The organism is Ruegeria sp. H4 (assembly GCF_056533065.1).
Genome location: NZ_JBQFOC010000002.1, coordinates 198,064 through 219,452 on the forward strand (window position 1 = coordinate 198,064; position 21,389 = coordinate 219,452).

The 21,389-nt window shown below is 54.3% G+C and carries 22 protein-coding genes, 1 tRNA gene and 1 pseudogene; 14 read left to right on the forward strand and 10 right to left on the reverse strand.

The features are described from left to right. Positions 1-64: 64 nt before the first annotated feature. Positions 65-1,435 carry a hypothetical protein gene (locus tag ACR0KG_RS12445; RefSeq protein ID WP_480827459.1) on the reverse strand — a complete coding sequence of 457 codons (1,371 nt, stop codon included), beginning with the start codon at positions 1,433-1,435 and terminating at the stop codon, positions 65-67. A gap of 508 nt (positions 1,436-1,943) precedes the next feature. Here ACR0KG_RS12445 and ACR0KG_RS12450 point away from each other — a divergent pair. From ACR0KG_RS12450 to ACR0KG_RS12490, 9 genes and pseudogenes are all read left to right on the forward strand, one after another. Continuing rightward, positions 1,944-3,068 carry a hypothetical protein gene (locus ACR0KG_RS12450; RefSeq protein ID WP_480827460.1) on the forward strand — a complete coding sequence of 375 codons (1,125 nt, stop codon included), beginning with the start codon at positions 1,944-1,946 and terminating at the stop codon, positions 3,066-3,068. Between the two features lie 477 nt (positions 3,069-3,545). Then, the gene (locus ACR0KG_RS12455) at positions 3,546-3,830 is read left to right on the forward strand and encodes a hypothetical protein (RefSeq protein ID WP_480827461.1); all 285 of its coding nucleotides are present in this window, start codon (positions 3,546-3,548) and stop codon (positions 3,828-3,830) included. Then, positions 3,830-5,476 (forward strand): type IV secretory system conjugative DNA transfer family protein, encoded by a 1,647-nt coding sequence (locus ACR0KG_RS12460; RefSeq protein ID WP_480827462.1) that lies wholly within the window; start codon positions 3,830-3,832, stop codon positions 5,474-5,476. The genes ACR0KG_RS12455 and ACR0KG_RS12460 overlap by 1 nt, the downstream gene beginning before the upstream one ends. A 19-nt stretch (positions 5,477-5,495) precedes the next feature. Next, positions 5,496-5,717 carry a hypothetical protein gene (locus ACR0KG_RS12465; RefSeq protein WP_480827463.1) on the forward strand — a complete coding sequence of 74 codons (222 nt, stop codon included), beginning with the start codon at positions 5,496-5,498 and terminating at the stop codon, positions 5,715-5,717. Between the two features lie 80 nt (positions 5,718-5,797). Next, complete coding sequence (locus tag ACR0KG_RS12470; RefSeq protein WP_480827464.1) at positions 5,798-6,031, forward strand: hypothetical protein; 234 nt, start codon at positions 5,798-5,800, stop codon at positions 6,029-6,031. A gap of 21 nt (positions 6,032-6,052) precedes the next feature. Further along, positions 6,053-6,364, forward strand: a complete 312-nt coding sequence (locus ACR0KG_RS12475; RefSeq protein ID WP_480827465.1) for a hypothetical protein — start codon at positions 6,053-6,055, stop codon at positions 6,362-6,364. Next, a complete protein-coding gene (locus tag ACR0KG_RS12480; RefSeq protein ID WP_480827466.1) occupies positions 6,324-6,686 on the forward strand; it encodes a hypothetical protein in 363 nt (120 codons plus the stop codon). Before ACR0KG_RS12475 ends, ACR0KG_RS12480 begins: the two co-directional genes overlap by 41 nt. A 233-nt stretch (positions 6,687-6,919) precedes the next feature. Then, on the forward strand, positions 6,920-7,243 hold the full coding sequence (locus ACR0KG_RS12485) for a hypothetical protein (RefSeq protein WP_480827467.1): 324 nt from the start codon (positions 6,920-6,922) through the stop codon (positions 7,241-7,243). Then, a pseudogene (locus ACR0KG_RS12490) lies at positions 7,243-8,277 on the forward strand (recombinase family protein); the annotation flags it as partial. The gene ACR0KG_RS12485 and the pseudogene ACR0KG_RS12490, both read left to right, overlap by 1 nt. Positions 8,278-8,770: 493 nt before the next feature. On the opposite strand, the gene ACR0KG_RS12495 reads toward ACR0KG_RS12490, so the two are convergent. From ACR0KG_RS12495 to iscR, 9 genes are all read right to left on the reverse strand, one after another. Further along, positions 8,771-8,847: transfer RNA gene (locus tag ACR0KG_RS12495), tRNA-Arg, on the reverse strand. A 66-nt stretch (positions 8,848-8,913) separates the two neighbouring features. Beyond that, entirely contained in the window at positions 8,914-10,134 is a 1,221-nt protein-coding gene (locus ACR0KG_RS12500; RefSeq protein WP_480549163.1) for a cysteine desulfurase, read from the reverse strand. A 12-nt stretch (positions 10,135-10,146) separates the two neighbouring features. Then, positions 10,147-10,713: a YIP1 family protein gene (locus tag ACR0KG_RS12505; RefSeq protein ID WP_353007668.1), complete on the reverse strand. Its 567-nt coding sequence runs from the start codon at positions 10,711-10,713 to the stop codon at positions 10,147-10,149. Beyond that, positions 10,710-11,195, reverse strand: coding sequence for a YIP1 family protein (locus tag ACR0KG_RS12510; RefSeq protein ID WP_480549161.1), 486 nt, complete (start codon positions 11,193-11,195; stop codon positions 10,710-10,712). Before ACR0KG_RS12510 ends, ACR0KG_RS12505 begins: the two co-directional genes overlap by 4 nt. Continuing rightward, positions 11,195-12,475: a SufB/SufD family protein gene (locus ACR0KG_RS12515; RefSeq protein WP_480827468.1), complete on the reverse strand. Its 1,281-nt coding sequence runs from the start codon at positions 12,473-12,475 to the stop codon at positions 11,195-11,197. The genes ACR0KG_RS12510 and ACR0KG_RS12515 overlap by 1 nt, the downstream gene beginning before the upstream one ends. After that, entirely contained in the window at positions 12,475-13,230 is a 756-nt protein-coding gene (gene sufC, locus ACR0KG_RS12520) for a Fe-S cluster assembly ATPase SufC (RefSeq protein WP_480549157.1), read from the reverse strand. Before sufC ends, ACR0KG_RS12515 begins: the two co-directional genes overlap by 1 nt. Positions 13,231-13,300: 70 nt before the next feature. After that, on the reverse strand, positions 13,301-14,821 hold the full coding sequence (gene sufB / locus ACR0KG_RS12525) for a Fe-S cluster assembly protein SufB (protein ID WP_480827469.1): 1,521 nt from the start codon (positions 14,819-14,821) through the stop codon (positions 13,301-13,303). 18 nt (positions 14,822-14,839) lie between these two features. After that, positions 14,840-15,883: a cysteine desulfurase family protein gene (locus ACR0KG_RS12530; RefSeq protein WP_480827470.1), complete on the reverse strand. Its 1,044-nt coding sequence runs from the start codon at positions 15,881-15,883 to the stop codon at positions 14,840-14,842. Between the two features lie 48 nt (positions 15,884-15,931). Next, a complete protein-coding gene (gene iscR, locus ACR0KG_RS12535; RefSeq protein ID WP_353007674.1) occupies positions 15,932-16,390 on the reverse strand; it encodes a Fe-S cluster assembly transcriptional regulator IscR in 459 nt (152 codons plus the stop codon). Positions 16,391-16,567: 177 nt separating this feature from the next. Here iscR and ACR0KG_RS12540 point away from each other — a divergent pair, with 177 nt between their 5' ends. From ACR0KG_RS12540 to typA, 5 genes are all read left to right on the forward strand, one after another. Then, positions 16,568-17,221, forward strand: coding sequence for an alpha/beta hydrolase (locus tag ACR0KG_RS12540; protein ID WP_480827471.1), 654 nt, complete (start codon positions 16,568-16,570; stop codon positions 17,219-17,221). After that, positions 17,221-17,466 carry a hypothetical protein gene (locus ACR0KG_RS12545; protein WP_353007675.1) on the forward strand — a complete coding sequence of 82 codons (246 nt, stop codon included), beginning with the start codon at positions 17,221-17,223 and terminating at the stop codon, positions 17,464-17,466. Before ACR0KG_RS12540 ends, ACR0KG_RS12545 begins: the two co-directional genes overlap by 1 nt. Further along, entirely contained in the window at positions 17,463-18,626 is a 1,164-nt protein-coding gene (locus ACR0KG_RS12550; RefSeq protein ID WP_480541375.1) for an HD domain-containing protein, read from the forward strand. Before ACR0KG_RS12545 ends, ACR0KG_RS12550 begins: the two co-directional genes overlap by 4 nt. Before the next feature lie 375 nt (positions 18,627-19,001). Beyond that, complete coding sequence (locus tag ACR0KG_RS12555; protein ID WP_170536604.1) at positions 19,002-19,337, forward strand: SMR family transporter; 336 nt, start codon at positions 19,002-19,004, stop codon at positions 19,335-19,337. A gap of 76 nt (positions 19,338-19,413) precedes the next feature. Then, positions 19,414-21,231, forward strand: a complete 1,818-nt coding sequence (gene typA / locus ACR0KG_RS12560) for a translational GTPase TypA (protein ID WP_480549148.1) — start codon at positions 19,414-19,416, stop codon at positions 21,229-21,231. Positions 21,232-21,389: the final 158 nt, after the last annotated feature.

Below are 21,389 nucleotides of genomic sequence, written 5' to 3' on the forward strand. Positions count from 1 at the left end.
ACTTTCTTTTGCCGCCAGGGCAAGGGCGTAAATTACCAAAGCCATGTGTCAGTTACAGAAGGCACTAGGCTTCAAGGCATCTAACAACTAGGTCCGCGAGGCTATCCCACATGGCAGTCAGATGAGACTCTGACGGCGCAAAGTCGGCGGAATGGACATAGCGGTTCAGGGTATCAGCTGAAATTAACTGATCGATTTGACCGAACTTCTTGGTCGCGTCGAGCTGTTTTTTGTCAATTTTTCCCTGAGAATATAGGTGTTGTCCTACTTTTTGGACCTTAAGTGCAAGCTTGTCATTCTTGTGAGCGCTAGTCGATTGTTGACTGATGTAATTCTCAACCGAAAGCTCAAGCAGTACACGAAATAGGACTGAAATTGCATTTCTGTGTTTTTGCAAATCCAGGCGGAATTGTAGCTCTTCCCAAATCTCATGATGTCGCTGAAGCCTCCCAGGCCACGTAATTCCATAGTTTTTTTGCGGAATTAGCGTCTTCCTGGACGATGGCTTTGGTAGTGGCGTCGGCTTAGGCTTTGGACTGGGAGGTTTAGGGGAAGTTGGCGATGGAGTCCCTGAGCCAGGTGTTTGTAGAGCATCAGCTGCCGTTGGAAGGACACCCTCTTTTTCAAGCCCATCAAGGTATCTTCGCTTACCGTCGACATCCCATAGGTCGCCCAATACGATTTTCTTGGTCGCTAAGTCTTCAGCTACGCGGGACAAGGCTGTCAGCACTTTCTCTTCAACGTGTGTGAACTCGAACTTCTTCTTACGAACGCTAAAGCCAAGCCGATTCCGAAAGGTTTCAGCGGACAGCAAACGGTTCATAGTTGAGCGAGGAATTCTCTTTCGACCAGGCAAAAGTTTGGCTTCAGTGAGCCTGGCTTCGACTTCATCTGCTACGTTGAAGCCGCTGGCTTGGCCTGTTCGAAGAATGAAGTTGTTCTTCATTCGGTCGTCCCAGGTTGATTGGCCTACGCCATTTTGCGATCCCGTGTGCCGCCTGAAAAGAATGCTATCTAGGCGATCACGGTCGGCCTCGACATGGCAGGTGAACTTGGTTGGAAAAGTGCCAGACCACTGTTTTCGGAGTGTAGCAAAGTACTCCTGCAACTGAATGGATGGCGCGCGCGATGGCTTTTCAAGGAGTTTGAGGCATGTGACCCTTCGGTTTCCATCGAAGACCGTGTAAACGCCATTGTCTGGTGACACCAAGGGGGGCTCATAGATCGTACCTTGTTGGACAATGTCCTTTGCCAAGTTACGCATATGGACTTCACGCGTATTGAACAACCAAGCGATCGCGGCGGTCTCGTTCTCCAACTCGCCGTGTCTGTCGTTTGCACGATTCACGCGCAAATCGCTCAATGGTATGGTTCTTAACTGCATGTTTTTAATATCATTTAGTTTGGCATATCTTGCAGTATCTTGCTTAGACACGCAACAGTTGAGTTTGCATGATTTGGTGTCGGTGTAGAGAGAATTCTCCGAGCCTGACGAGTGGTTTCAAGGGGCGCGATAGCCCTTTGATCGATAGGATGGTTCCAAGGCAAGGACAGCTATGAAATGCTTCCTTCCTGGTCGCGCTGAAAGCGTCTCCATGACATGGCGCGTATCCAAACTGCGGAAGGTTGGTCTCCATGAAATGGTCTGGGGTCTAGGGGGCAGGAACGCCCTCAAGTCGATGGGTTTGGGAGAGCGAAGTCTCCCATGTGGCTCTAGAACGGGTTCGATACCCTGGAAGAGCCAATGACGAGAGGGGTTTGCGGGAGAGCGTAGCGTCTCCCCAACAAGATGTGGTGTACTACACCACACATCTTGCGAAGACTCTTAACACTTCAACACCGGACACTTAGGAAATCGTTAATACCGTTGCTCATAAGCGCGGCGCTTACTACACTCTAACAATTCATGCCACATGCATTTGAGAGTACTAGGCCAGATCATTATGTTGAAAGATCTTAAGTCCGCATTTGCAATCCAAGTTACACTTTTGCTAGTCGCGGCGGTCTTTCTATTTGATCGATGGGAAACTAGATCTGATCTTCTGACCGTAGAGGACAGCTTGATATTCAAAACGCTATTAACGGTAAAAGACGATATCAACGGCCTACCATTAGAATATCAATCTCACGAAGGTGGTGATAACTTCGAAGACGATCTATCGAATTACTACCACAACGATAATGAAAAACCCGAGGTGCTAAGACTCATCGAGTTCACAGCAGGTGATCGACCGTTTTGGTCTTTGGCCCAAAGCGCACCATTCTCGAATGGTAGAAGGCTGTACTTTCGAAATGAAAGAATTGATGTATTTCAAGAATCCATAGATGAATTAGATCAGCTGTACGAATGTGAAGAGGACGCACCTACAGCTAACATGACATCCATAAGAGTGTTTTCAGATACGATTTTCTCCAAAGAGAAATTCTTACTCTTCTCGGATCGGGCTCCTATCTGGAAGGCAGAAGACTTGAGCTACTGCTGGGATTCCGAAGAAAGCCTAACACTGTTTTTTCCGAACGAAAACAATAACCTTATAGCGCATTCCGCTCCACACAGCTTTAGTGAGACTATCCAGACAATTGGGTTGCGCCATGGCCTACAAAACGTCAACGATGATAGAATTTATAATTCCCTGAGGCATACTGTTGAACAAGCCCGCATCAAAGTTCCCGGACTAGGCGTCTTTATGAACTATAAGCTCTCACTCATTGTCATCTTGGCCCTTTTACTGTGGGGGAAGGTTTCTGCAATATCGTTGCTTTCTCGAATTAAACTCGCCAGAAAGAGTGAGGATAAAGTTGAAGGTCAGTTTTTACTATTGCAATATTGGTGGGATGAAGGCGAAGTTCGCAGAGATGGTTTTCGTATAATTGTACTCATCGCTTCTTTTTTGTCCGTGTTTATTTTCTTTACAGGTGACTTTTTTGTCGTAATCGGGATTCTAGTTACACGCTCCTTCAATTTCGAGAGTTCTTTAGAAATGGCGATACTCGTAGGCGTTTCACTGATTTCAGTTTATCTTACGATAGCTGGCATTCGCTCACTTCGAGCAGCTTTAGCTTCTTAGCTTGATTTAAATTTTGTTTCGTAGGAGTTCAAAACCTGGCGTTTTATGCATTGAAACCTTCAATTAATTTTGGATTCTACGGGCGTTAAGGTTACGTTCCCGATGCATCACTTGCATGTCTCAGGTGGCAAAACTAAAAATCGTAAGTCCCGTCGGTGCGAAGTGATATTTCGGTGCAATTCAAGGTTAAAACGCTACCGAGTAGTGCCAAGCAAAGTCGCGTTGCATTGGTAGCGCTCAAACGCGCTCTATTATATATCAGCCACCGCAAAAACGGGTGTACGAAAAAAATATCATGGTGCGCTATGGATCATGAAATACGAGCTACCTAGCTTGTCGAGCAGACAACGACAGAAAACTAAAATCGAGCCGCGCTGAGAGGCGCATTCCTACAGAACCAAGAACCTGAATTCGGAAAATTCCATTTTCTGAAGCCAGTCGAAATGCGCGCTGTCGCAAGTTGAATTGGAGATTGTTATGCCTTTGCGCAGACCACAACAACAAAGTCCGCTGATTAAGGTGCTGGATTGGCTGTCGATGGTCGCGGCCTTCATGATCGCTTTGCTTGGCGCGCCGTATCTGAATGCACTGAGTCAGGACTTCGTACTGGATATTGCGCGCGGATCATACTCTCCGAATCTAGTCGGCTTTATCGGGTTTTTGTGGAAACTCGGCTGCTTTCCGTTTTGCTTTTTTGCGGCACGCGCGGCGCTGAATGTTTCGCTGATCATGATCGGCGTCATGCTGGGGAAACGCGTGTGATGCTGATGGGTTATGAAGATCATCCTTACGGCTCGGCATCACTGGCACAGCCCCACGAGGTTTTGCGGGCGTTCCGGGACAAAGGCGGCATCCCATTCGGCTTTGCGGGGCGGCGGATGCTGACGCATTCCACTTCGGCTGGTGCGCTTCTGGTTAGTGGAGCCGGGGCGGGAAAGCTCACGACCGTTCTTAGCCATATTCTGGGTGCGCAGGGTCGCAAGGGACGTCCTGTACGCATGGCAATTGTTGATCCCAAGGGTGAGATGGCCGCCGTCATCGTGCCGGGCCTCGTCCATAGGAGAGCCAAAGCCTACGTTATTAATCCATTCAGCTTGCATGGCCTGCCCAATCACAGGGTCAATCTGTGGGCGCATCTGGTGCCGGACAGCCCTACACTTGTTGCCGACTGCCGAAATGCCGCGCAGCAGGTGATTGCGCTGAGTGGTGGCGGGGAAGCGCGGTTCTTTGAGCAGAAGGCGCAGAACTGGGTTGAAGCCCTTATTCGCGGGCTCGTTACTCTGGACGGCGAAGTCTCGCATTTACGCCACTTCGAGTTGGTCAATCTCATCCGCTCCAACATCGAGGCCTGGGAGTCGCTTTCCGAACTGATAGCGCGGCGCGGCAGCCCTGATCTTGGCACAGTTTACGGCGAGATGCTGTCAATGGCGCGAAATAGCGAACGCACCTTTTCCTCTGTGATGGGTGAAATCTCTAACGCTATGGCCAAATTCAGCGATCCGTGTTTGCAGGACAGCTTTGTCGGCACGGCGCAGAGCGATTTTGATTTGTCGGTTCTGACCGCAGATACCGATGAAGACGTCTATGTGTTCTTTGTTATGCCTGTCGAGTTGATGGCGCAATATGCGATGCTTGCGCGCCAATTCCTTTCAACAGTGCGCATTCTAAAGCAACGCAAACCGTCAGCCCCTGTCATAGACCTGATCTGCGACGAGGCTGCACTTTTGGGCGAATACGAAGATGCGGCGACGCTTTACAGCGCTGGCCGGGGTTTTGCTCTGTCGCCTTTCTTCGTCTACCAGTCACTGAGCCAGATAGAGCGAAATCTGGGCCATACCGGAATTTCCACTTTGATGGCCAGTTCTGATCTCCAGATATTCCTGGGATCGGGTGTGTCAGATATCCGCACAGCGGATCAGATCAGTCGCATGTTGGGGCAACAAACCCTCGAAATCGCAGACCCGCTGGTGCAGGAGCGCGCGGTGCGGGCACGGGATGAATTGATCCATAGCGTGTTGTTTGAAGGTTCTGATCCTCTGCGCGCCGGGCTTGGGATGCGCACGTTGGAGCAGGAAATGCACCACACGCGCAAAATGGCGCGAGCACTGCTCACGCCTGATGAGATCATTGCCCTGCCTCCAGACAAGGCGCTGATTATCCCTGCGGGGTATCCCTGTGGCCCGTTTATTGCGGACAAGGTGCCGTACTACACGCTCCGCGCGTATGCGGGCCGATACTTCCCCAATCCATATTTTGATGCGGATCTTAGCTCTCTGCGGGTTCGCACATTCTGGGGCATGCGGCAGCGCCGCGTGATCCGCGAGGCTGTGCCGGAAGCATTCGCGGGACTCCCCCAATACCAAAACGGTGAGTGGCAGTTCATCCAGGGCTATCGCCCGAAACTCTAACCCGGAAAGGAACCAAAATATGAGCAAATCCAAGTTGAAGGTCCGCGTACCTGAAAACGCAGAAGTCGAGAAAAAAGTGAGCTTTGGAGAACGTCTGTACTTCGCCCTTGGCGGCGCGAGTGGCGCTTTTGGCACCTGGGCTACGGCATCAGCGGGTGAGACCAAGGTGGCGCTCTTCGGAGGAGCATTCACCCTAGTATGTCTGTACCTCGCCTGCAAACGCTACCGCAAACTCGACTGAAAACACGGCTGACGCATCCGGGCTTTGTCCGGGTGCGCACCAGCCCGCTTCAACAGAAACAACCCAGAAGGAGAGCAGTAATGCGTGGATTCATCGTCCTGATCAGGAAAGGCGAGAAAGAACCAACTCGCCCACCCATGACGTTGAGGAGGTTATGGAAGTACTTTCTAGTCCTTTTGGGTACAGCGGGAGTACTGTTCTCAGTTGGATATTATTTCTTCGGCGATGAACCAAACGCTGCGCCAACGCTCGCCTATATGACGCTGATTATCGTCTTTCTGCTCTGGCCACACCAATCCAAACGCAACCGTTAAATCAACAAGGAGACCAAAATCATGAATGAAGAGCAGAAGAAATCACCCGCTGATACCTTGCGCGAGAGCAATCTGAATGCTGCGATCTGGGAGAACCAGCACGAGAAGGGCGTGAACTACAATACCACGTTCAGCCGCTCCTATCAGGATCAGAATGGCGAATGGCAGCAATCAAACAGCTTTGGCGAGAATGATCTGCTGAAGCTCGCCAATTTGGCCACGCGCAGCAATGACCGGGTGCAGGAGATGCGCCAGCAACAGCGCGAGACTGCCCGCGAGAACGAGCGCCAGAATGCCCGTAGTCAGCAGCGCGATACGGATCGGGGGCGGTGATGTGAAAGAGCGTTTCAACGCCTCTGCCGATGCTGTCTCCACATGGAAGCGTGAGAATATGCCCGATCCGGCTAAGGTGGCGGATCGCGGCATCAAAACCCAGGAGAGTCTGGCCTATCTGGCGGCGCAACACCCCGCGCCGCCAGCGCCAAGCTATGACATCGATCAGGAAAACACGCGCCAAGCGGCTATCGAGCAGGGACGGGCGCGCCAGCGCATGCGGCTGAACTGGATGCGGGAGCGATTTCATGAGCGGCCAGAAAAAGCCCGCCAGGATTTCAGAACGGCAAGGGACTACCGGGGATACGAGCAAGAGAGGTAAGTTTGCGTGGCAGATTCAACTTATGGTATTATGAAAAGTAAGGGTCCAGGTGCAATGCAGGCCCGGTGTGGCCTGCGCAGGATGAGCACCTGCCAATGGACTCATAACCCGGGGCGCAAGAACCGCGCAGATAAACCGGAACATATTCAACATAAAAAACCACGATCTCGTGCCAATGCATGCGGCCCGCAGGCTGCGGAGATATCGATCTCGCATGTTCAAGGAGGTGAGCGGTGAAAGATACTGAGCATTTAGAAGATCGCGACTTGTTGCGAGTGTTTACGGCGGCGGTGGCCAATTCAGCTTCGGGCAAGCCGAGTGTAAAAATCGACCTTCGTGAGTTCCTACACCATCTGGAAGAGATGGATGGAACGGAGGAGGAAAAGCTCCAGCTATTGGGCATTATCGCTGATGTGATGGTTCCATTCGTAGAAATGGGGTTCGGTATTCACCCAATCCAACAAAGTTGTGGACAAGACTTCGAAAGCGCCGCTGAGCCTGCACAAGCGGATTCCGGGATGCTAGAATCGAGGTCAGAGGAAAGGAAACCGGAATAATGGCGCAAAAACAGGATGATACAGATCTGAGAAAAGCCGTCATATATAGCCGCGTTAGCTCTACCAAGCAAAAACGCAAAGGCGATGGCCTGGCCAGCCAGGAGACGCGATGTCGGGAATTTGCCAAGTTCAAATCCCTGGAAGTCATTGAATCGTTTCAGGATGATGCGTCAGGCGGCCTGATCAATCGCCCCGGCATTCAGGCTATGCTCCGATTTATCCGTAAGCGCCGTAAAGAGAAAATCGCTGTCATCATCGACGACATCTCCAGGCTGGCTCGTGATTTGAACGCGCACCTCACCCTTCGGGAAGAAATTTCTAAAGCTGGTGGGGTGTTGTTAAGTCCCTCAATTGAATTTGGCGAGGATTCAGCCTCGCTGTTGATCGAGAATATCCTGGCCTCCGTGGCGCAGAACCACAAACAACGCAATGCCGAGCAAACCATTGATCGCAGCCGTGCGCGCGTCATGAATGGCTATGTTGTCATGAGCCGTCCGCCCAAGGGCTATGTGTATCAGGATCATCCTGTCCACAAAAAGTTTCTGGTGCGCGATGAACCTGTGGCCTCCATACTCACCGAAGCATTAGAATCTTTCGCAAACGGAAAACTACAGACTCAAGTCGAGGTCAAAAGATACCTTGAAAGCCAACCTGATTATCCCAAAGACACGCCGCAGGGTACGATCAGAAACCAGCGCATCAAAGACATCCTGACACAGCCCATCTATGCAGGAATGGTGCACGGTTTTGGTATCGCGCCGCGCAAGGGGCATCATGAAGGACTGATCAGTATCGAAACCTTTCAGCGGATTCAGGATCGACTGGAAGGCAATGCCAAAGCCCCGGCGCGCAAAGACATTAGCAAAGACTTCCCGCTACGCGGGTTTGTGCATTGTGACGACTGTGATCGCCCGATGACAGCTTGCTGGTCGAAATCAAAAACTGGCGACAAACACCCATACTATATGTGCAAGACCAAAGGTTGTGAAAGCTACCGCAAATCAATCCGGCGCGCTGATCTGGAAGGCGACTTTGAGGAATTGCTGAAACAGATACAACCGACCCGCATGCTGTTAAATGCGGCCAAAGACGTGTTCCGCAAGCTCTGGGAGTGGCAGCGCGCAAACATGCAGGAACAGGCCAGGACGTATCAGAAACAAGCCAAAGACGCGCAAAAGCAGATAGAAGGCATAATTGACCGCCTCTTGGAAACGGATAGCCCGACGATCATTGCGGCGTACGAGGCACGTATTGAAAAGCTGGAACGCGAGAAACTAATGGCTGAGGAAAAGGCCGCACAAACGGAAAAACCATGCCACCCCAAGGAGGATATGTTCGAACTCGCTTTCGGAGTCCTCGCAAACCCTTATGAAATATACAAAAATGGCTGCTTGATCGTAAAGAAAGGTATCATGAGGCTTGCTTTCGCGGAACCTATTTTTTATGGCCGGGAAACAGGTGTTCGAACCCCAAATATGGCCTTACCATTTAGGGCTTTAGCAGAGTTATCCACAGGTAGTAGTGAGTTGGCGCACCTGAGAGGATTCGAACCTCTGGCCTCTGCCTTCGGAGGGCAGCGCTCTATCCAGCTGAGCTACAGGTGCCTTGGCCGTTAGCTAACGCTGATCCGGTCCGGGTGCAACTGGAAATCTTTGTCCCCGGGGATCGTTTCAGGCAAACAAATCATGCGCCAGTTCAAGTGCTTCGATCAGAGTATCGACTTCATCGGTGGTGTTATAGAGGCCAAAGCTCGCCCGACAGGTTGCCGTTACACCCAGATGATCCATCAGCGGACCCGCGCAGTGATGACCGGCGCGCACAGCAACGCCTTTTTTGTCAAGGATGGTCGAGACGTCATGCGCATGCCCTGCCCCGTCCAGCGTAAAGCTGAAGATCGCAGCCTTTTCCGGACGCGTTCCCTGAACCTGTAGCCAGTTCAACCCGTTCAAACGCTGCATGGCGTAATCGCGTAAGTTGGCTTCGTGGGTGGCGATGTTCTCCACCCCCAGATCCATCATATACTCCAACGCTGCACCCAGACCGATGGTTTGCACGATACCAGGGGTTCCAGCCTCGAATTTCATGGGCGGATCATTGTAGATGACCTGATCTTTGCTGACCTCTTTGATCATGTCACCGCCGCCGATGAAGGGGCGCATCTCGGCCATGCGGTCGGATTTGATGAAAATCGCGCCCGATCCTGACGGACCGTACAGCTTGTGGCCGGTGATAGCATAGAAATCACAACCGATCTCATCAATATTGACCTGCATATGAACCGCGCTCTGGCTACCATCCACCAGCACCGGAACACCTTTGGCATGGGCGCCTTCGGTGATCGCTTTGACATCCACCACCGTGCCCAAAACGTTCGAACAATGCGTGATCGCAACCAGTTTGGTCTTTGGTCCAATCGCATCGAGCACCGCTTGAGGGTCCAGCCCGCCATCAGTATCGACATCAACCCATTTCAGAACAACGCCCTGCCGTTCACGCAGGAAATGCCAGGGCACGATATTCGCGTGATGCTCCATCACGCTCAGGACAATCTCATCCCCAGCCTCAAGCCGGGGCATGGCCCAGCCATAAGCCACCAGGTTAATCCCCTCGGTGGTGCCCGAGTTCAGAACGATTTCATCCTCATTGGCGACACCCAGAAACCGTGCGATGGTGCCGCGCACGTTTTCATAGTTCTCGGTCGCCAGATTCGACAGGTAATGCAGCCCGCGATGCACGTTCGAATACTCATGTGAATAGGCCTGCGTCACCGCGTCAATCACAACCTGCGGTTTCTGCGCCGAGGCCCCATTGTCCAGATAGGTCAGTGGCTTTCCATTCACCTCGCGCGACAGGATCGGAAAGTCAGATCGGATTTTTTGCACATCATACATGAGGTGATCTTTCTAGACGGGTGCCGCAGGGGCGAACATCAGGACGAAGGGAACCGCAACCAAAGCGGACAGCAGCACGACGGCAAAGGATTTCCAGAGCGAGCCGAACTGATGCGCCTCGTTCAGGAAATGCAGTGTGATATAGAGGCTCAGTATTGCTGTGGCGAACAACAACAGTGCCATGAAGACCGGAACGGTCAGGCTCAGGATCAGTGTCCCCATCAGGGCGGCGATCTGAAGGTATTGCAGCCAGATCGTCAGGATCATCATGTCGTCAAATGTAGCTGTACCCCCCAGCAGGCGGCCAACGAACAAAAACGCCAAGATGCTCAACATCATCGCGCCGGCCGATCGGATCAGAACCAAAGGTACGCTATCGATCACCGGGCCGGTTTCGCCGTCGCCCACGGGAACGGACAGATCAATACCCAGCTGGATCAGGCAGTTGAGGACAACCGCCAGAAAGAAAGTCAGCCAAAGAACTTCTCGCCCCGGTTTCAGAACCAATAGCTGTTTTGCCGCTTCGGCGGGTTTCCTGATTGTCAGAACCGCCAGTTGACCCAGATGAGGAACATTCATTCTGCTGACCTTTGCACTTGCCTTAACCCGGATAACCAGAACCAGAAAAAGACAGCAACCCAAATCAGCCCAACCAAGGTCAAAGCCGGGCCTGGACCGATGAATCCGGCGACTAAGCCATTCAGCAACACCAGCGGAGCCGAAGATAGCAATGCCCAGAATAACGCCAACCGCGCGCCATAGGGCGTGCCATTGCCGCCCATCATGCGCGCCGCCCAATGCGACAACAGCGCAATCGTGTAGAAACACAGTGGCAGAATAAAGACAGAGCCCATCAAGGCCCCGCCCAGAAGCATATTCAGTTCGACACCTTCAATATGGGCACGGCGCGCAAGGCTGGGCATCTGCGCGATGAAGGCGACAATGCAGAAGGCCATGACGAAGATCAGCGCTCGGTCTTCGCGCGGTCCCATATCCAGAAGCCGGCGCACAACGCGCCCCGGCCCCCGATATGTGGCAACGATATCTGATGACACCGGCATCAGCTGCGGCGGGCCAGCCACCCTTCCAGCCGGCTGACCAAAGCCTCAGCCAGGGCGCCGTCTTCGACCTCGTCCACGGCTTCAGCCAGAAACGCCAGCGTCAGCATGTTGGTCGCGTCTTTCTCTGGAACCCCGCGCGAGCGCAGGTAGAAAAGCGCGGTTTCGTCAATCGCGCCCGAGGTTGACCCGTGCGAACAGGCCACATCGTCGGCATAGATCTCAAGCTCGGGTTTCGCGAGGAACTGACTGTCGTCATCCAGCAGCAGCGATTGGCTGATCTGATAGCCGTCGGTCTTCTGGGCCCCTTCCTTGACAAGGATCTTGCCCTGAAAAACACCGGTCGCGCCGTTGCGCAGCACCTTCTTGAACACCTGACGACTTTCGCAATTCACCGCATCATGGGTGATGAACACCGTGTCATCATGGTGGAAATCTCCATCACCGACACAGGCCCCGGCCACATGCGCAACCGCATCATCGCCCGTCAGTTCGATGATCTGTTCATTGCGCGTCAGAACGCCGTTCACGGTTAAGGTGAAGGATTTGTAGACCGATTCCTGCCCCAGCCGAGTGAACATATGCGTCGCCGCGCGACGTTCATGGTCACGACCCTGTGCACGGACATGGTGCAGGGTGCCGGTATCTGCAATGTCGATTTCCATACATTTGTTAAAGCGCGAGGCCGCAGGACCCGTCTCCAGGATGGTCGCCTCGGCCCCGCTTTCGACGCGGACCACGTGATGTAGGATCGCGTCCGATGTCGGCGATGCATGACGATAGATCAGGTTGATCGGTTTCGATGGTTTACCGGTCACATGAATGGCTACCCCATCCGAGGCAAAAGCCGTGTTCAAAGCGGCCAGAGGGCGCTGTACCGGCACCTGACCACGCGCTTCCAGAACGCCATACAGGTCCTTGGCCCAGTGGATATCTTTGCAGCAAATGTCTTCTAGCCGGTCTATGCTGACACCTTCCAGCGACAGATCATCGGACTCTTCAGCGCTGAACACACCGTCGATGAATACGATCTTCAGGCTATCGAATTCATCAAAGATCAGCGCTTCATCATCTGCAAAAACAGCCGCAGGCAGCGCCGCTGCCGCGACCAGAGTATCGGGCTGTGTGTATTTCCAGTATTCGTCGCGGCGCCCCGGCAGACCTGTTTCCAACACACGGGCCAGCGCATCTTCGCGGGCCGCGCGGGTGCAGCCTGCATCGGGCATGGTCAGCGCGGCCAGCCGCGCCTCGGTTGCGGATTGTTTGACTTCGGGCAAGGCCATCAGTTCACCTCGGCAAGAATGTCGGAATAGCCGTTGTTTTCGACCTCAAGCGCCAGCTCGGGCCCTCCGGTTTTGACGATACGGCCGTCTGCCATGATGTGCACGACATCGGGTTTGATGTGATCTAGAAGGCGCTGATAGTGGGTGATGACCAGGAAACCACGGCCCTGATCGCGCAGCGCATTCACACCTTCAGCCACCAGTTTCATCGCATCCACGTCAAGGCCTGAGTCGGTTTCATCCATGATGCACATCTTGGGTTCCAGCATCGCCATCTGCAGGATTTCGTTGCGTTTTTTCTCACCACCTGAAAAGCCCACATTGACCGGACGTTTCAGCATGTCGGCGTCGATCTTCAGGGTTTTTGCCTTGGCGCGTACCTCTTTCAGAAAGTCCGCGGCAGATAGCTCCTCTTCACCGCGCGCTTTGCGCTGGGCGTTCACGGCGGTGCGCAGGAAGGTCATGTTGCCGACGCCCGGAATCTCAACCGGGTATTGGAAGGCCAAAAACACACCCGCAGCGGCGCGTTCTTCGGGTTCCATCTCCAGAAGATCTTCGCCATCGAGTGTGGCAGTGCCTTCGGTGACTTCGTAACCATCCTTGCCCGACAGCACATAGCTCAGCGTCGACTTGCCCGAGCCGTTCGGCCCCATGATCGCGTGTACCTTGCCAGCTTCAACCGTCAGGTCCACACCTTTGAGGATTTGCTTGTCTTCTTCTTCAAGCTGTACTTGCAGGTTCTTGATTTCCAGCATGTTTTGTCCTTTTGCGTATCGCAAGGGGTCGCAAGACCCGAATTTGTTCTGAATTCTGTGAAAGGCGGGATTAACCTACTGATCCTTCGAGGCTGATGGCCACCAACTGCTGGGCTTCCATCGCAAACTCCATCGGCAGCGCCTGCAGGACGTCCTTGCAGAACCCGTTGACCACAAGGGCCACGGCCTCTTCTTCGTCCATGCCGCGCTGACGGCAGTAGAACAGCTGATCGTCATCCACCTTGGATGTCGTCGCCTCGTGTTCCACACGGCTGGAGTTGTTCTTGACCTCGATATACGGAACCGTATGCGCGCCGCATTTGTCGCCAATCAGCAAGCTGTCACATTGGGTGTAGTTCCGGCTGTCCTTGGCCTTCGGGTGCATCGAGACAAGCCCACGATAGGTGTTCTGTGCCTTACCCGCGCTGATGCCCTTGGACACGATGCGCGATTTGGTGTTCTTGCCCAAGTGAACCATTTTGGTCCCGGTATCAGCTTGTTGATAGTTGTTGGCAATCGCGATCGAGTAGAACTCACCCTGGCTTTCCTCGCCGCGCAGAATGCAGGACGGGTATTTCCACGTCACGGCCGAGCCAGTTTCTACCTGCGTCCACATCACCTTGGAGCGATCCCCACGGCAATCCGCGCGCTTGGTTACGAAGTTGTAGATGCCGCCCTTCCCGTTCTCATCCCCGGGGAACCAGTTTTGAACGGTCGAGTACTTCACCTCGGCATCTTCTTCGACGATGATCTCGACCACGGCCGCGTGCAGCTGAGCAGTGTCGCGCTGAGGTGCAGTACAGCCTTCCAAGTAGCTGACATAGCTGCCTTTATCGGCAATGATCAGGGTGCGTTCGAACTGACCGGTGTTTTCGGCGTTGATGCGGAAATAGGTGCTCAACTCCATCGGGCAGCGGACGCCCGGCGGGATGTAGACGAACGAACCATCCGAGAACACGGCTGAGTTCAGCGTGGCATAAAAGTTGTCCGAGACCGGAACCACGGTACCAAGGTACTTTTTGACCAGCTCAGGATGTTCTTTGATCGCCTCGGAGATCGAACAAAATATGACGCCTGCGGCCTTCAGCTCTTTCTGAAAGGTTGTCCCTACCGAGACGGAGTCAAACACCGCGTCGACAGCAACTTTGCGCCCCTCGGCCGGCGCGTTTTCAGCGCCCTCAACACCCGCCAGAATCATCTGTTCTTTCAGCGGGATACCAAGCTTTTCGTAGGTAGCCAGCAGTTTGGGATCGACCTCATCGAGCGACTTGGGCTTTTCCTCCATCGATTTCGGACGGGCATAGTAATACTGATCCTGGAAATCGATTTCAGGGTAGCTGACCATCGCCCATTTGGGCTCTTCCATCTTGGTCCAACGCTCGAAGGCCGACAGACGCCATTCAGTCATCCATTCGGGTTCTTCGTTTTTTTCAGAGATGAGCCGCACGATATCAGGGTTCACGCCTTTGGGCGCATACTCCATCTCGATATCTGTATCCCAGCCGTATTTATATGTGCTGACCTCGCGCACCGCATCCACGGTTTCCTGATCAACACCTTCTTTCACCTGGGTCTGGTCCAAAGCGGCCATTGCTTCCTCTCCATCAGATCACGCGGCGCGCGCGCGATGCTTTTTCTCTTTATCCAGCCACGTTTCAGCAAACCGCAGCACTTCTTCATTTGTGGTCCGAGGGCCAAGCGAAACGCGGATTGCGCTGGCTGCTGTTACCTCGTCATATCCCATCGCCGTCAGCACAGCACTGGCGCGCACCTTGCCGCTGGAACAGGCCGAGCCCGCGCTGATCGCAAAACCCGACAGATCCATCTGCATGACCTGGGTTTCACCTTTCCAACCGGGTGAGGCGAAACACAATGTGTTTGGCAGGCGCTTCTGACCTTTCCCGACAAAAATAGGTGATTTATTTCCGGCCTCAAGAGCATTTTCTAGAATATTTCTAAATTCTTCAATCTGCTCCCAAACACCATTGGCCAGGTCGCGCGCTGCTGCTTCAGCTGCGGCCCCGAACCCTGCGATTCCAATGACATTTTCCGTGCCTGAACGCCGTCCCATCTCTTGCCCGCCACCTTTGATCTGGGCTGCAAGATCGGTGCCGCGCTTCATGACAACAGCACCAACACCCTTGGGCCCGCCCAGTTTATGCGCTGAGATCAACGCCATCTGAACGTCCATCCAGTTAAATGCCACCGGCAGCTTTCCAAAGGCCTGTGTGGCATCCGTCACGGCCAGTCCCGAAGGAAGAGTCTGAACAATACCCGTTTCGGAATTGGCCAACTGAAGCGTTGCGTTGGCTGGATCGGGTAGATCAACAAGACCCGTTTCGTGAACCGGAACATCTTCTTTGATCCATGACCTTACGGCATCATGCTCAATTGCTGCTCCATGCAGTCTTCGACCAGCAAGCGCCAACGCCGCGCCTTCGGTCGATCCTGAGGTAAATACGATATCCGCCCCATCGGCCCCAAATGCGGCGGCGATCTGCGCCCTTGCACGTTCGATCAACGCTTTGGCTGTACGGCCTTCGGCGTGCACCGATGACGGGTTCCCGCAGACCTCCATCGCCGCAATCATCGCGTCCCGAGCTTCGGGCCGCAATTGTGTAGTGGCGTTATGATCGAGATAGACGCGAGTCATGGATACATCTTTTGTCAGACACTAAACAGGCAACCGAGAATCGAAGCCCTATTCATCAACAAGAGCAAATAAGCTGGGCACAGCAGGACATGGGGCGAGATCGTTCTTGATCACATCTGACAAGCGGGTCTGATGCAGGAACACATAGACATGTGCGCTCATGCTTTCCCAAAGACGATTGGTCAGGGATTGAGCGCGGCTGCCAGAAGATGCCCCAGAGGCACCCGCGCCCTTGGACAAGGCGTCAACTGTCTCATCAACGGCCGACAGAACCTCGACGACACGGATTTCGGACGCGGGCCGCGCCAGACGATAGCCACCGCCGGGTCCTCGAACAGACGCTACAAGTTCAGCCCGGCGCAGTTTGACAAATAACTGCTCAAGATAGGGCAGCGAAATGTCCTGTCGTTCCGATATCTCACCCAGCGTGACCAACTGATCCGAGGGCTGCAGCGCGATGTCGGCCAGCGCAACCATGGCATAACGGCCCTTCGTCGACAGCTTCATTGGCATTCCCTCATGGCAAGATACACGCGAAATCATTGACGCCGCCGCCGCCAGTGCGTATCTCCGACGGGCAGCGACAATACGCGCCGCTATTAATTAGAACCGTTCTAAGGTGCCCGACGATTATCGTCAAGTATATCCGGGCTCGAAGAAGAAAAAGACAGGACCAAAGCACACATGCCCGAGGTGATTTTTCCCGGACCCGAAGGCCGCCTGGAAGGCCGCTACCACCCGCAAAAGGAAAAAGACGCTCCGATCGCCATCGTCCTGCACCCGCACCCGCAGTTCGGCGGGACCATGAACAATAAGGTCGTCTACAACCTGCATTACGCATTCTACAACATGGGCTTTACCGTGTTGCGCTTCAACTTCCGCGGCGTGGGCCGAAGCCAGGGCGAGTATGACCAGGGCGTAGGAGAATTGAGCGATGCGGCATCGGCGTTGGATTACCTGCAGTCGATGAACAATAACTCGAAACACTGCTGGGTGGCGGGGTTCTCGTTTGGCGCATGGATCGGGATGCAGCTGCTGATGCGTCGACCCGAGATCACGGGCTTTATCAGCGTCTCGCCCCCAGCCAATATGTATGATTTCTCGTTCCTGGCACCCTGCCCGTCTTCTGGCCTGATCATTAACGGCTCATCCGACCGTGTTGCGCCGCCGGCAGACACCACATCACTGGTCAACAAACTGCACGAGCAGAAAGGCATCACCATCACCCATACCGAGGTTGAAGGCGCCGATCACTTCTTCCAGGATCGCCACATGGACACGCTGATCACCGATGTCAGCGACTATGTGAAACGCCGCCTGACCGAGACCACGCGCTGATGTCAGACACCATCACAAGCCTCGCTGCCAAATTGGCCGAGGATACGATGAAGGTTATGGATGAAACCGGCGATGATCGATTCTTTGTCGAAGTTGGCGAAGTGCTTGGCGCGGCTTCTCAATCGCTGGAAGAGGCGTTTCTGACTGAAATTCGCGTGCGTCTGGCCGAACGCAAGGCCCGCGCCTTCGTCATTAAACGCCTCAGCACCCACCGCTCCAAAGTGAAAGCCATCGAAAAACAATGACGGATCGACTGTCGGCTCAAATCGCGTTTCTGAAACAGGCCGACAGGTTAAAAACGGTAGAACGCGCCAATGTTCTGCTGGATCAATCGCGCCCCGAAAACTCGGCCGAGCACAGCTGGCATCTGGCGCTTTGGGCGTTGGTTATGGCGCCTCTGGCTGCACCTGAGGTCTCGATTGACCGGGTCATCCGGATGCTGCTGCTCCATGATCTGGTCGAGATCATCGTAGGCGACCATCCTATCCATCTGGATACCGACTGGCAGGCGGTGGCGGAGGCCGAAAAACGGGCGGCGTCACAGCTCTTTGGCCTATTGCCGCCCGATCAGGCACAAGAGTTTCAGGCGCTTTGGCAGGAATTTGAAGGCGATCAGACGGCAGACGCCCGCTTTGCCAAGATACTGGATCGCTGCCAGCCCCTGTTTCAGGTGCTCTGTGCAGATCAGCCCCAGCCCGCGCATATCGAGATTGCAAAGGACAATATGGACGGCGGGCGCGTCGCCTATCTGGCCCAAGCGTTTCCTTTGGCCTTCGGCCACGCAAAGGCCCTGTTGACTAGGGCAACCCCAGACACAAACGCATTTACCACGCGGCTTCCGTTCCTGTCCGAGGCCGACCAACTGAAAACCGTTTTGCGCGCCTCACGTCTCATGACATCGGACAGGTTCGAAAACTCAGCCGAGCATTCCTGGCACATCATGCTCTATGCTTGGGTGCTGTCGGAACATGCCGAAACCGATATTTCGGTTGCGCGGGTGCTGCGTATGCTTTTGCTGCATGACATTGTAGAAATCGACGCCGGCGATCACCCCATTCACGGTCACGTGGATCACACGGCACAGGCCGCAAAGGAAGAGGCTGCCGCACAGCGGCTTTTCGGCTTGTTGCCCGCAGCGCAGAACGCCGAATTTTCTGATCTGTGGTATGAATTCGAAGCGGCTGAAACAGCGGATGCGGTATTTGCCAAAGCAGTTGACCGCTACCAAACGCCCATCGCCAATCTGGAAACTGGTGGTGGATCGTGGGTCGACTATGACGTGACTTATGCGCAAATCGAAATGCGGGTTCGGCCTGCAATTGAGACTGGCGCGCCTGCCCTATGGCGTTGGCTGCAGCCTCAATTGGCCGCGTATTTCCAAACCCAAGTCACAGTGGACGCCTGACACATAACGGAAAAAAGGAGCCCAAAGGCCCCTTTTCCCCTTACCGGATCAGATCGGCGCTCAAATCACGCTACCATCCAACTTTTGAACCATACTGGCTGCATCAGTATCGACGGACCCCCCGCCAGCAAGCCACCCAAGCGCCACGATAAGAAACGCGGCAAGAATCACAGTTTTTGCAAATAAAGTCATAAAATACACTCGGTAACAAAACACCAACAACGGCGCAGATGTTACACGATCACGTGTCTACCTAAAGTCAGGTATACCTGACCCGGTAGTCAGCGCCATGACCGGCTTGCTTGAATCCCCTTGCCTGCCAGCCTGATTCCGTGCTCAAGCTGACCCGGCCTATGCAAGACTAAGGTTATGACAATGCCCAAAGCCTACCTGATCCTGTTGATCGCGGTTTTTGCAGAAACGGTTGGGACAACGGCATTGCAGGCCAGCCAGCAGTTCACGCGATTTTGGCCTTCGGTTCTGGTCGTGATTGGCTACGGGTTTGCATTCTACCTGCTGGGGCTGACACTGAAGTACATGCCTGTGGGCATTGTTTATGCCATCTGGTCCGGCCTTGGCATCTTCTTCATCGCAATCATCGGCTTTGTCGTCTTTGGGCAGAAACTGGACATCTGGGCGATCCTTGGTCTGTCGTTGATTCTGGCCGGGATTTTGATCATTCACCTGTTTTCAAAGACTGCAGGCCACTGAAGGCCGGTTAGGGCTGGTATATTTTGCCGCGCCGCGTTATGCGCGCGGCAACTTCCCGTTCAAAGGCTGACCTCTCATGGACCTGCGCAATATCGCAATCATCGCTCACGTAGACCACGGCAAGACAACGCTGGTGGATGAGCTGCTCAAACAATCCGGCGCGTTCCGGGAAAATCAGGCCGTGGCCGAACGCGCCATGGACAGCAATGATCTGGAACGCGAGCGCGGCATCACCATTCTAGCCAAGGCGACCTCGGTCGAATGGAAGGGCACGCGCATCAATATCGTCGACACCCCCGGCCACGCCGATTTCGGGGGCGAGGTCGAGCGGATCCTCAGCATGGTGGACGGTGTCGTCCTGCTGGTCGACGCGGCTGAAGGCCCGATGCCGCAGACCAAGTTCGTCACCTCCAAGGCACTGGCCTTGGGCCTGCGCCCGATTGTGGTGCTGAACAAAGTCGACAAGCCCGACGCCGAACCCGACCGTGCGCTGGATGAGTGTTTCGACCTCTTCGCCAACCTCGGCGCCGATGATGATCAATTGGATTTCCCGTCCATGTATGCCTCGGGCCGGTCCGGCTGGGCCGATATGGAGCTGGACGGGCCGCGCAAGGACCTGACCGCACTGTTTGACCTGATCGTCGATCACGTCCCCGCCCCAAAGCAGGCCGAAAAGAAAGACGAACCTTTCCGTATGCTGGCCACCACGCTAGGCAGCGATCCGTTTATCGGGCGCATCCTGACGGGCCGTGTGGAAAGCGGGACACTTAAAGCGGGCGACAGTCTCAAGGCGCTTAGCCGCGATGGAACACTGATCGAGAATTTCCGCGCCTCCAAGATTCTGGCCTTCCGTGGTCTGGCGCAGCAACCGATTGATGTGGCCGAAGCTGGTGACATCGTCACCATCGCCGGGATGAGCAAAGCCACCGTCGCTGACTCGCTGGTCGCGCCGCAGGTGGAAGAAGCCCTGCCCGCGCAACCCATCGACCCGCCAACCATCACCGTGACCTTCGGCATCAACGACTCGCCTCTGGCCGGTCGTGACGGCAAAAAAGTCCAATCGCGCGTCATCCGTGATCGCCTGATGAAAGAAGCCGAATCGAATGTCGCCATTCGCATCACCGACACCCCGGGAGGCGAAGCCTTCGAGGTAGCAGGACGTGGTGAATTGCAGATGGGTGTTTTGATCGAAAACATGCGTCGCGAAGGATTCGAACTCAGCATCTCTCGCCCGCAGGTTCTGTTCCGCGAAGAAGATGGTCAGCGCCTGGAACCGGTCGAGGAAGTCACGATCGACGTGGATGACGAATATTCCGGGTCGGTCATCGAAAAGATCACCGGCGCCCGTAAGGGTGAGTTGGTCGAGATGCGCCCGGCAGGCGCTGGCAAGACCCGTATCATCGCCCATGTCCCCTCGCGCGGGTTGATCGGCTATCACGGAGAGTTCCTGACCGACACGCGCGGTACAGGTGTTCTGAACCGCGTGTTCCATGACTGGGCCCCGCATAAGGGCCAGATTCCTGGCCGCCGTGCAGGTGTTCTGATCTCGATGGAGAAAGGTCAGGCTGTCGCCTATGCGCTTTGGAACCTCGAGGAACGTGGTCGCATGTTCGTGGGCCCACAGGCCGAGGTTTATCAGGGCATGGTAATCGGCGAGCATTCGCGCGATAACGATCTAGAAGTGAACCCGCTGAAAGGTAAGAAGCTGACCAACGTTCGCGCCAGCGGCTCGGATGATGCAGTGCGCCTGACACCGCATGTTCAATTCTCATTGGAAGAGGCGATCGCCTATATCGATGACGACGAACTGGTCGAGGTTACACCCAGCGTTGTGCGCCTGCGCAAACGATATCTGGACCCGCACGAGCGCAAGCGGATGGCGAAATCTGCCTAAATTGTGGCAAATTCAGGGTTTCAAAATTAGAAACAATGACACGAGTGTGACATTTTTTCATCCATCGCAAAAATGGTGAACTGGGGCCGGTTTGACCTAAGGTCAGGTTTAGCCCCTGTTTTTCATGGCTGATCAACTTTAAGTAAAGTTAAGAATAA

Excerpts from the sequence above, each read along its gene's own strand:
- ACR0KG_RS12530 (WP_480827470.1), bottom strand. The coding sequence starts at position 15,883 with ATGACTCGCGTCTATCTCGATCATAACGCCACTACACAATTGCGGCCC.
- sufC (WP_480549157.1), bottom strand. The coding sequence starts at position 13,230 with ATGCTGGAAATCAAGAACCTGCAAGTACAGCTTGAAGAAGAAGACAAG.
- ACR0KG_RS12455 (WP_480827461.1), top strand. The coding sequence starts at position 3,546 with ATGCCTTTGCGCAGACCACAACAACAAAGTCCGCTGATTAAGGTGCTG.
- ACR0KG_RS12470 (WP_480827464.1), top strand. The coding sequence starts at position 5,798 with ATGCGTGGATTCATCGTCCTGATCAGGAAAGGCGAGAAAGAACCAACT.
- ACR0KG_RS12555 (WP_170536604.1), top strand. The coding sequence starts at position 19,002 with ATGCCCAAAGCCTACCTGATCCTGTTGATCGCGGTTTTTGCAGAAACG.
- ACR0KG_RS12515 (WP_480827468.1), bottom strand. The coding sequence starts at position 12,475 with ATGGCCTTGCCCGAAGTCAAACAATCCGCAACCGAGGCGCGGCTGGCC.
- ACR0KG_RS12465 (WP_480827463.1), top strand. The coding sequence starts at position 5,496 with ATGAGCAAATCCAAGTTGAAGGTCCGCGTACCTGAAAACGCAGAAGTC.
- sufB (WP_480827469.1), bottom strand. The coding sequence starts at position 14,821 with ATGGCCGCTTTGGACCAGACCCAGGTGAAAGAAGGTGTTGATCAGGAA.
- ACR0KG_RS12545 (WP_353007675.1), top strand. The coding sequence starts at position 17,221 with ATGTCAGACACCATCACAAGCCTCGCTGCCAAATTGGCCGAGGATACG.
- ACR0KG_RS12510 (WP_480549161.1), bottom strand. The coding sequence starts at position 11,195 with ATGCCGGTGTCATCAGATATCGTTGCCACATATCGGGGGCCGGGGCGC.
- ACR0KG_RS12540 (WP_480827471.1), top strand. The coding sequence starts at position 16,568 with ATGCCCGAGGTGATTTTTCCCGGACCCGAAGGCCGCCTGGAAGGCCGC.
- ACR0KG_RS12500 (WP_480549163.1), bottom strand. The coding sequence starts at position 10,134 with ATGTATGATGTGCAAAAAATCCGATCTGACTTTCCGATCCTGTCGCGC.
- typA (WP_480549148.1), top strand. The coding sequence starts at position 19,414 with ATGGACCTGCGCAATATCGCAATCATCGCTCACGTAGACCACGGCAAG.
- ACR0KG_RS12450 (WP_480827460.1), top strand. The coding sequence starts at position 1,944 with ATGTTGAAAGATCTTAAGTCCGCATTTGCAATCCAAGTTACACTTTTG.
- iscR (WP_353007674.1), bottom strand. The coding sequence starts at position 16,390 with ATGAAGCTGTCGACGAAGGGCCGTTATGCCATGGTTGCGCTGGCCGAC.
- ACR0KG_RS12550 (WP_480541375.1), top strand. The coding sequence starts at position 17,463 with ATGACGGATCGACTGTCGGCTCAAATCGCGTTTCTGAAACAGGCCGAC.
- ACR0KG_RS12460 (WP_480827462.1), top strand. The coding sequence starts at position 3,830 with ATGCTGATGGGTTATGAAGATCATCCTTACGGCTCGGCATCACTGGCA.
- ACR0KG_RS12505 (WP_353007668.1), bottom strand. The coding sequence starts at position 10,713 with ATGAATGTTCCTCATCTGGGTCAACTGGCGGTTCTGACAATCAGGAAA.
- ACR0KG_RS12480 (WP_480827466.1), top strand. The coding sequence starts at position 6,324 with ATGCCCGTAGTCAGCAGCGCGATACGGATCGGGGGCGGTGATGTGAAA.
- ACR0KG_RS12475 (WP_480827465.1), top strand. The coding sequence starts at position 6,053 with ATGAATGAAGAGCAGAAGAAATCACCCGCTGATACCTTGCGCGAGAGC.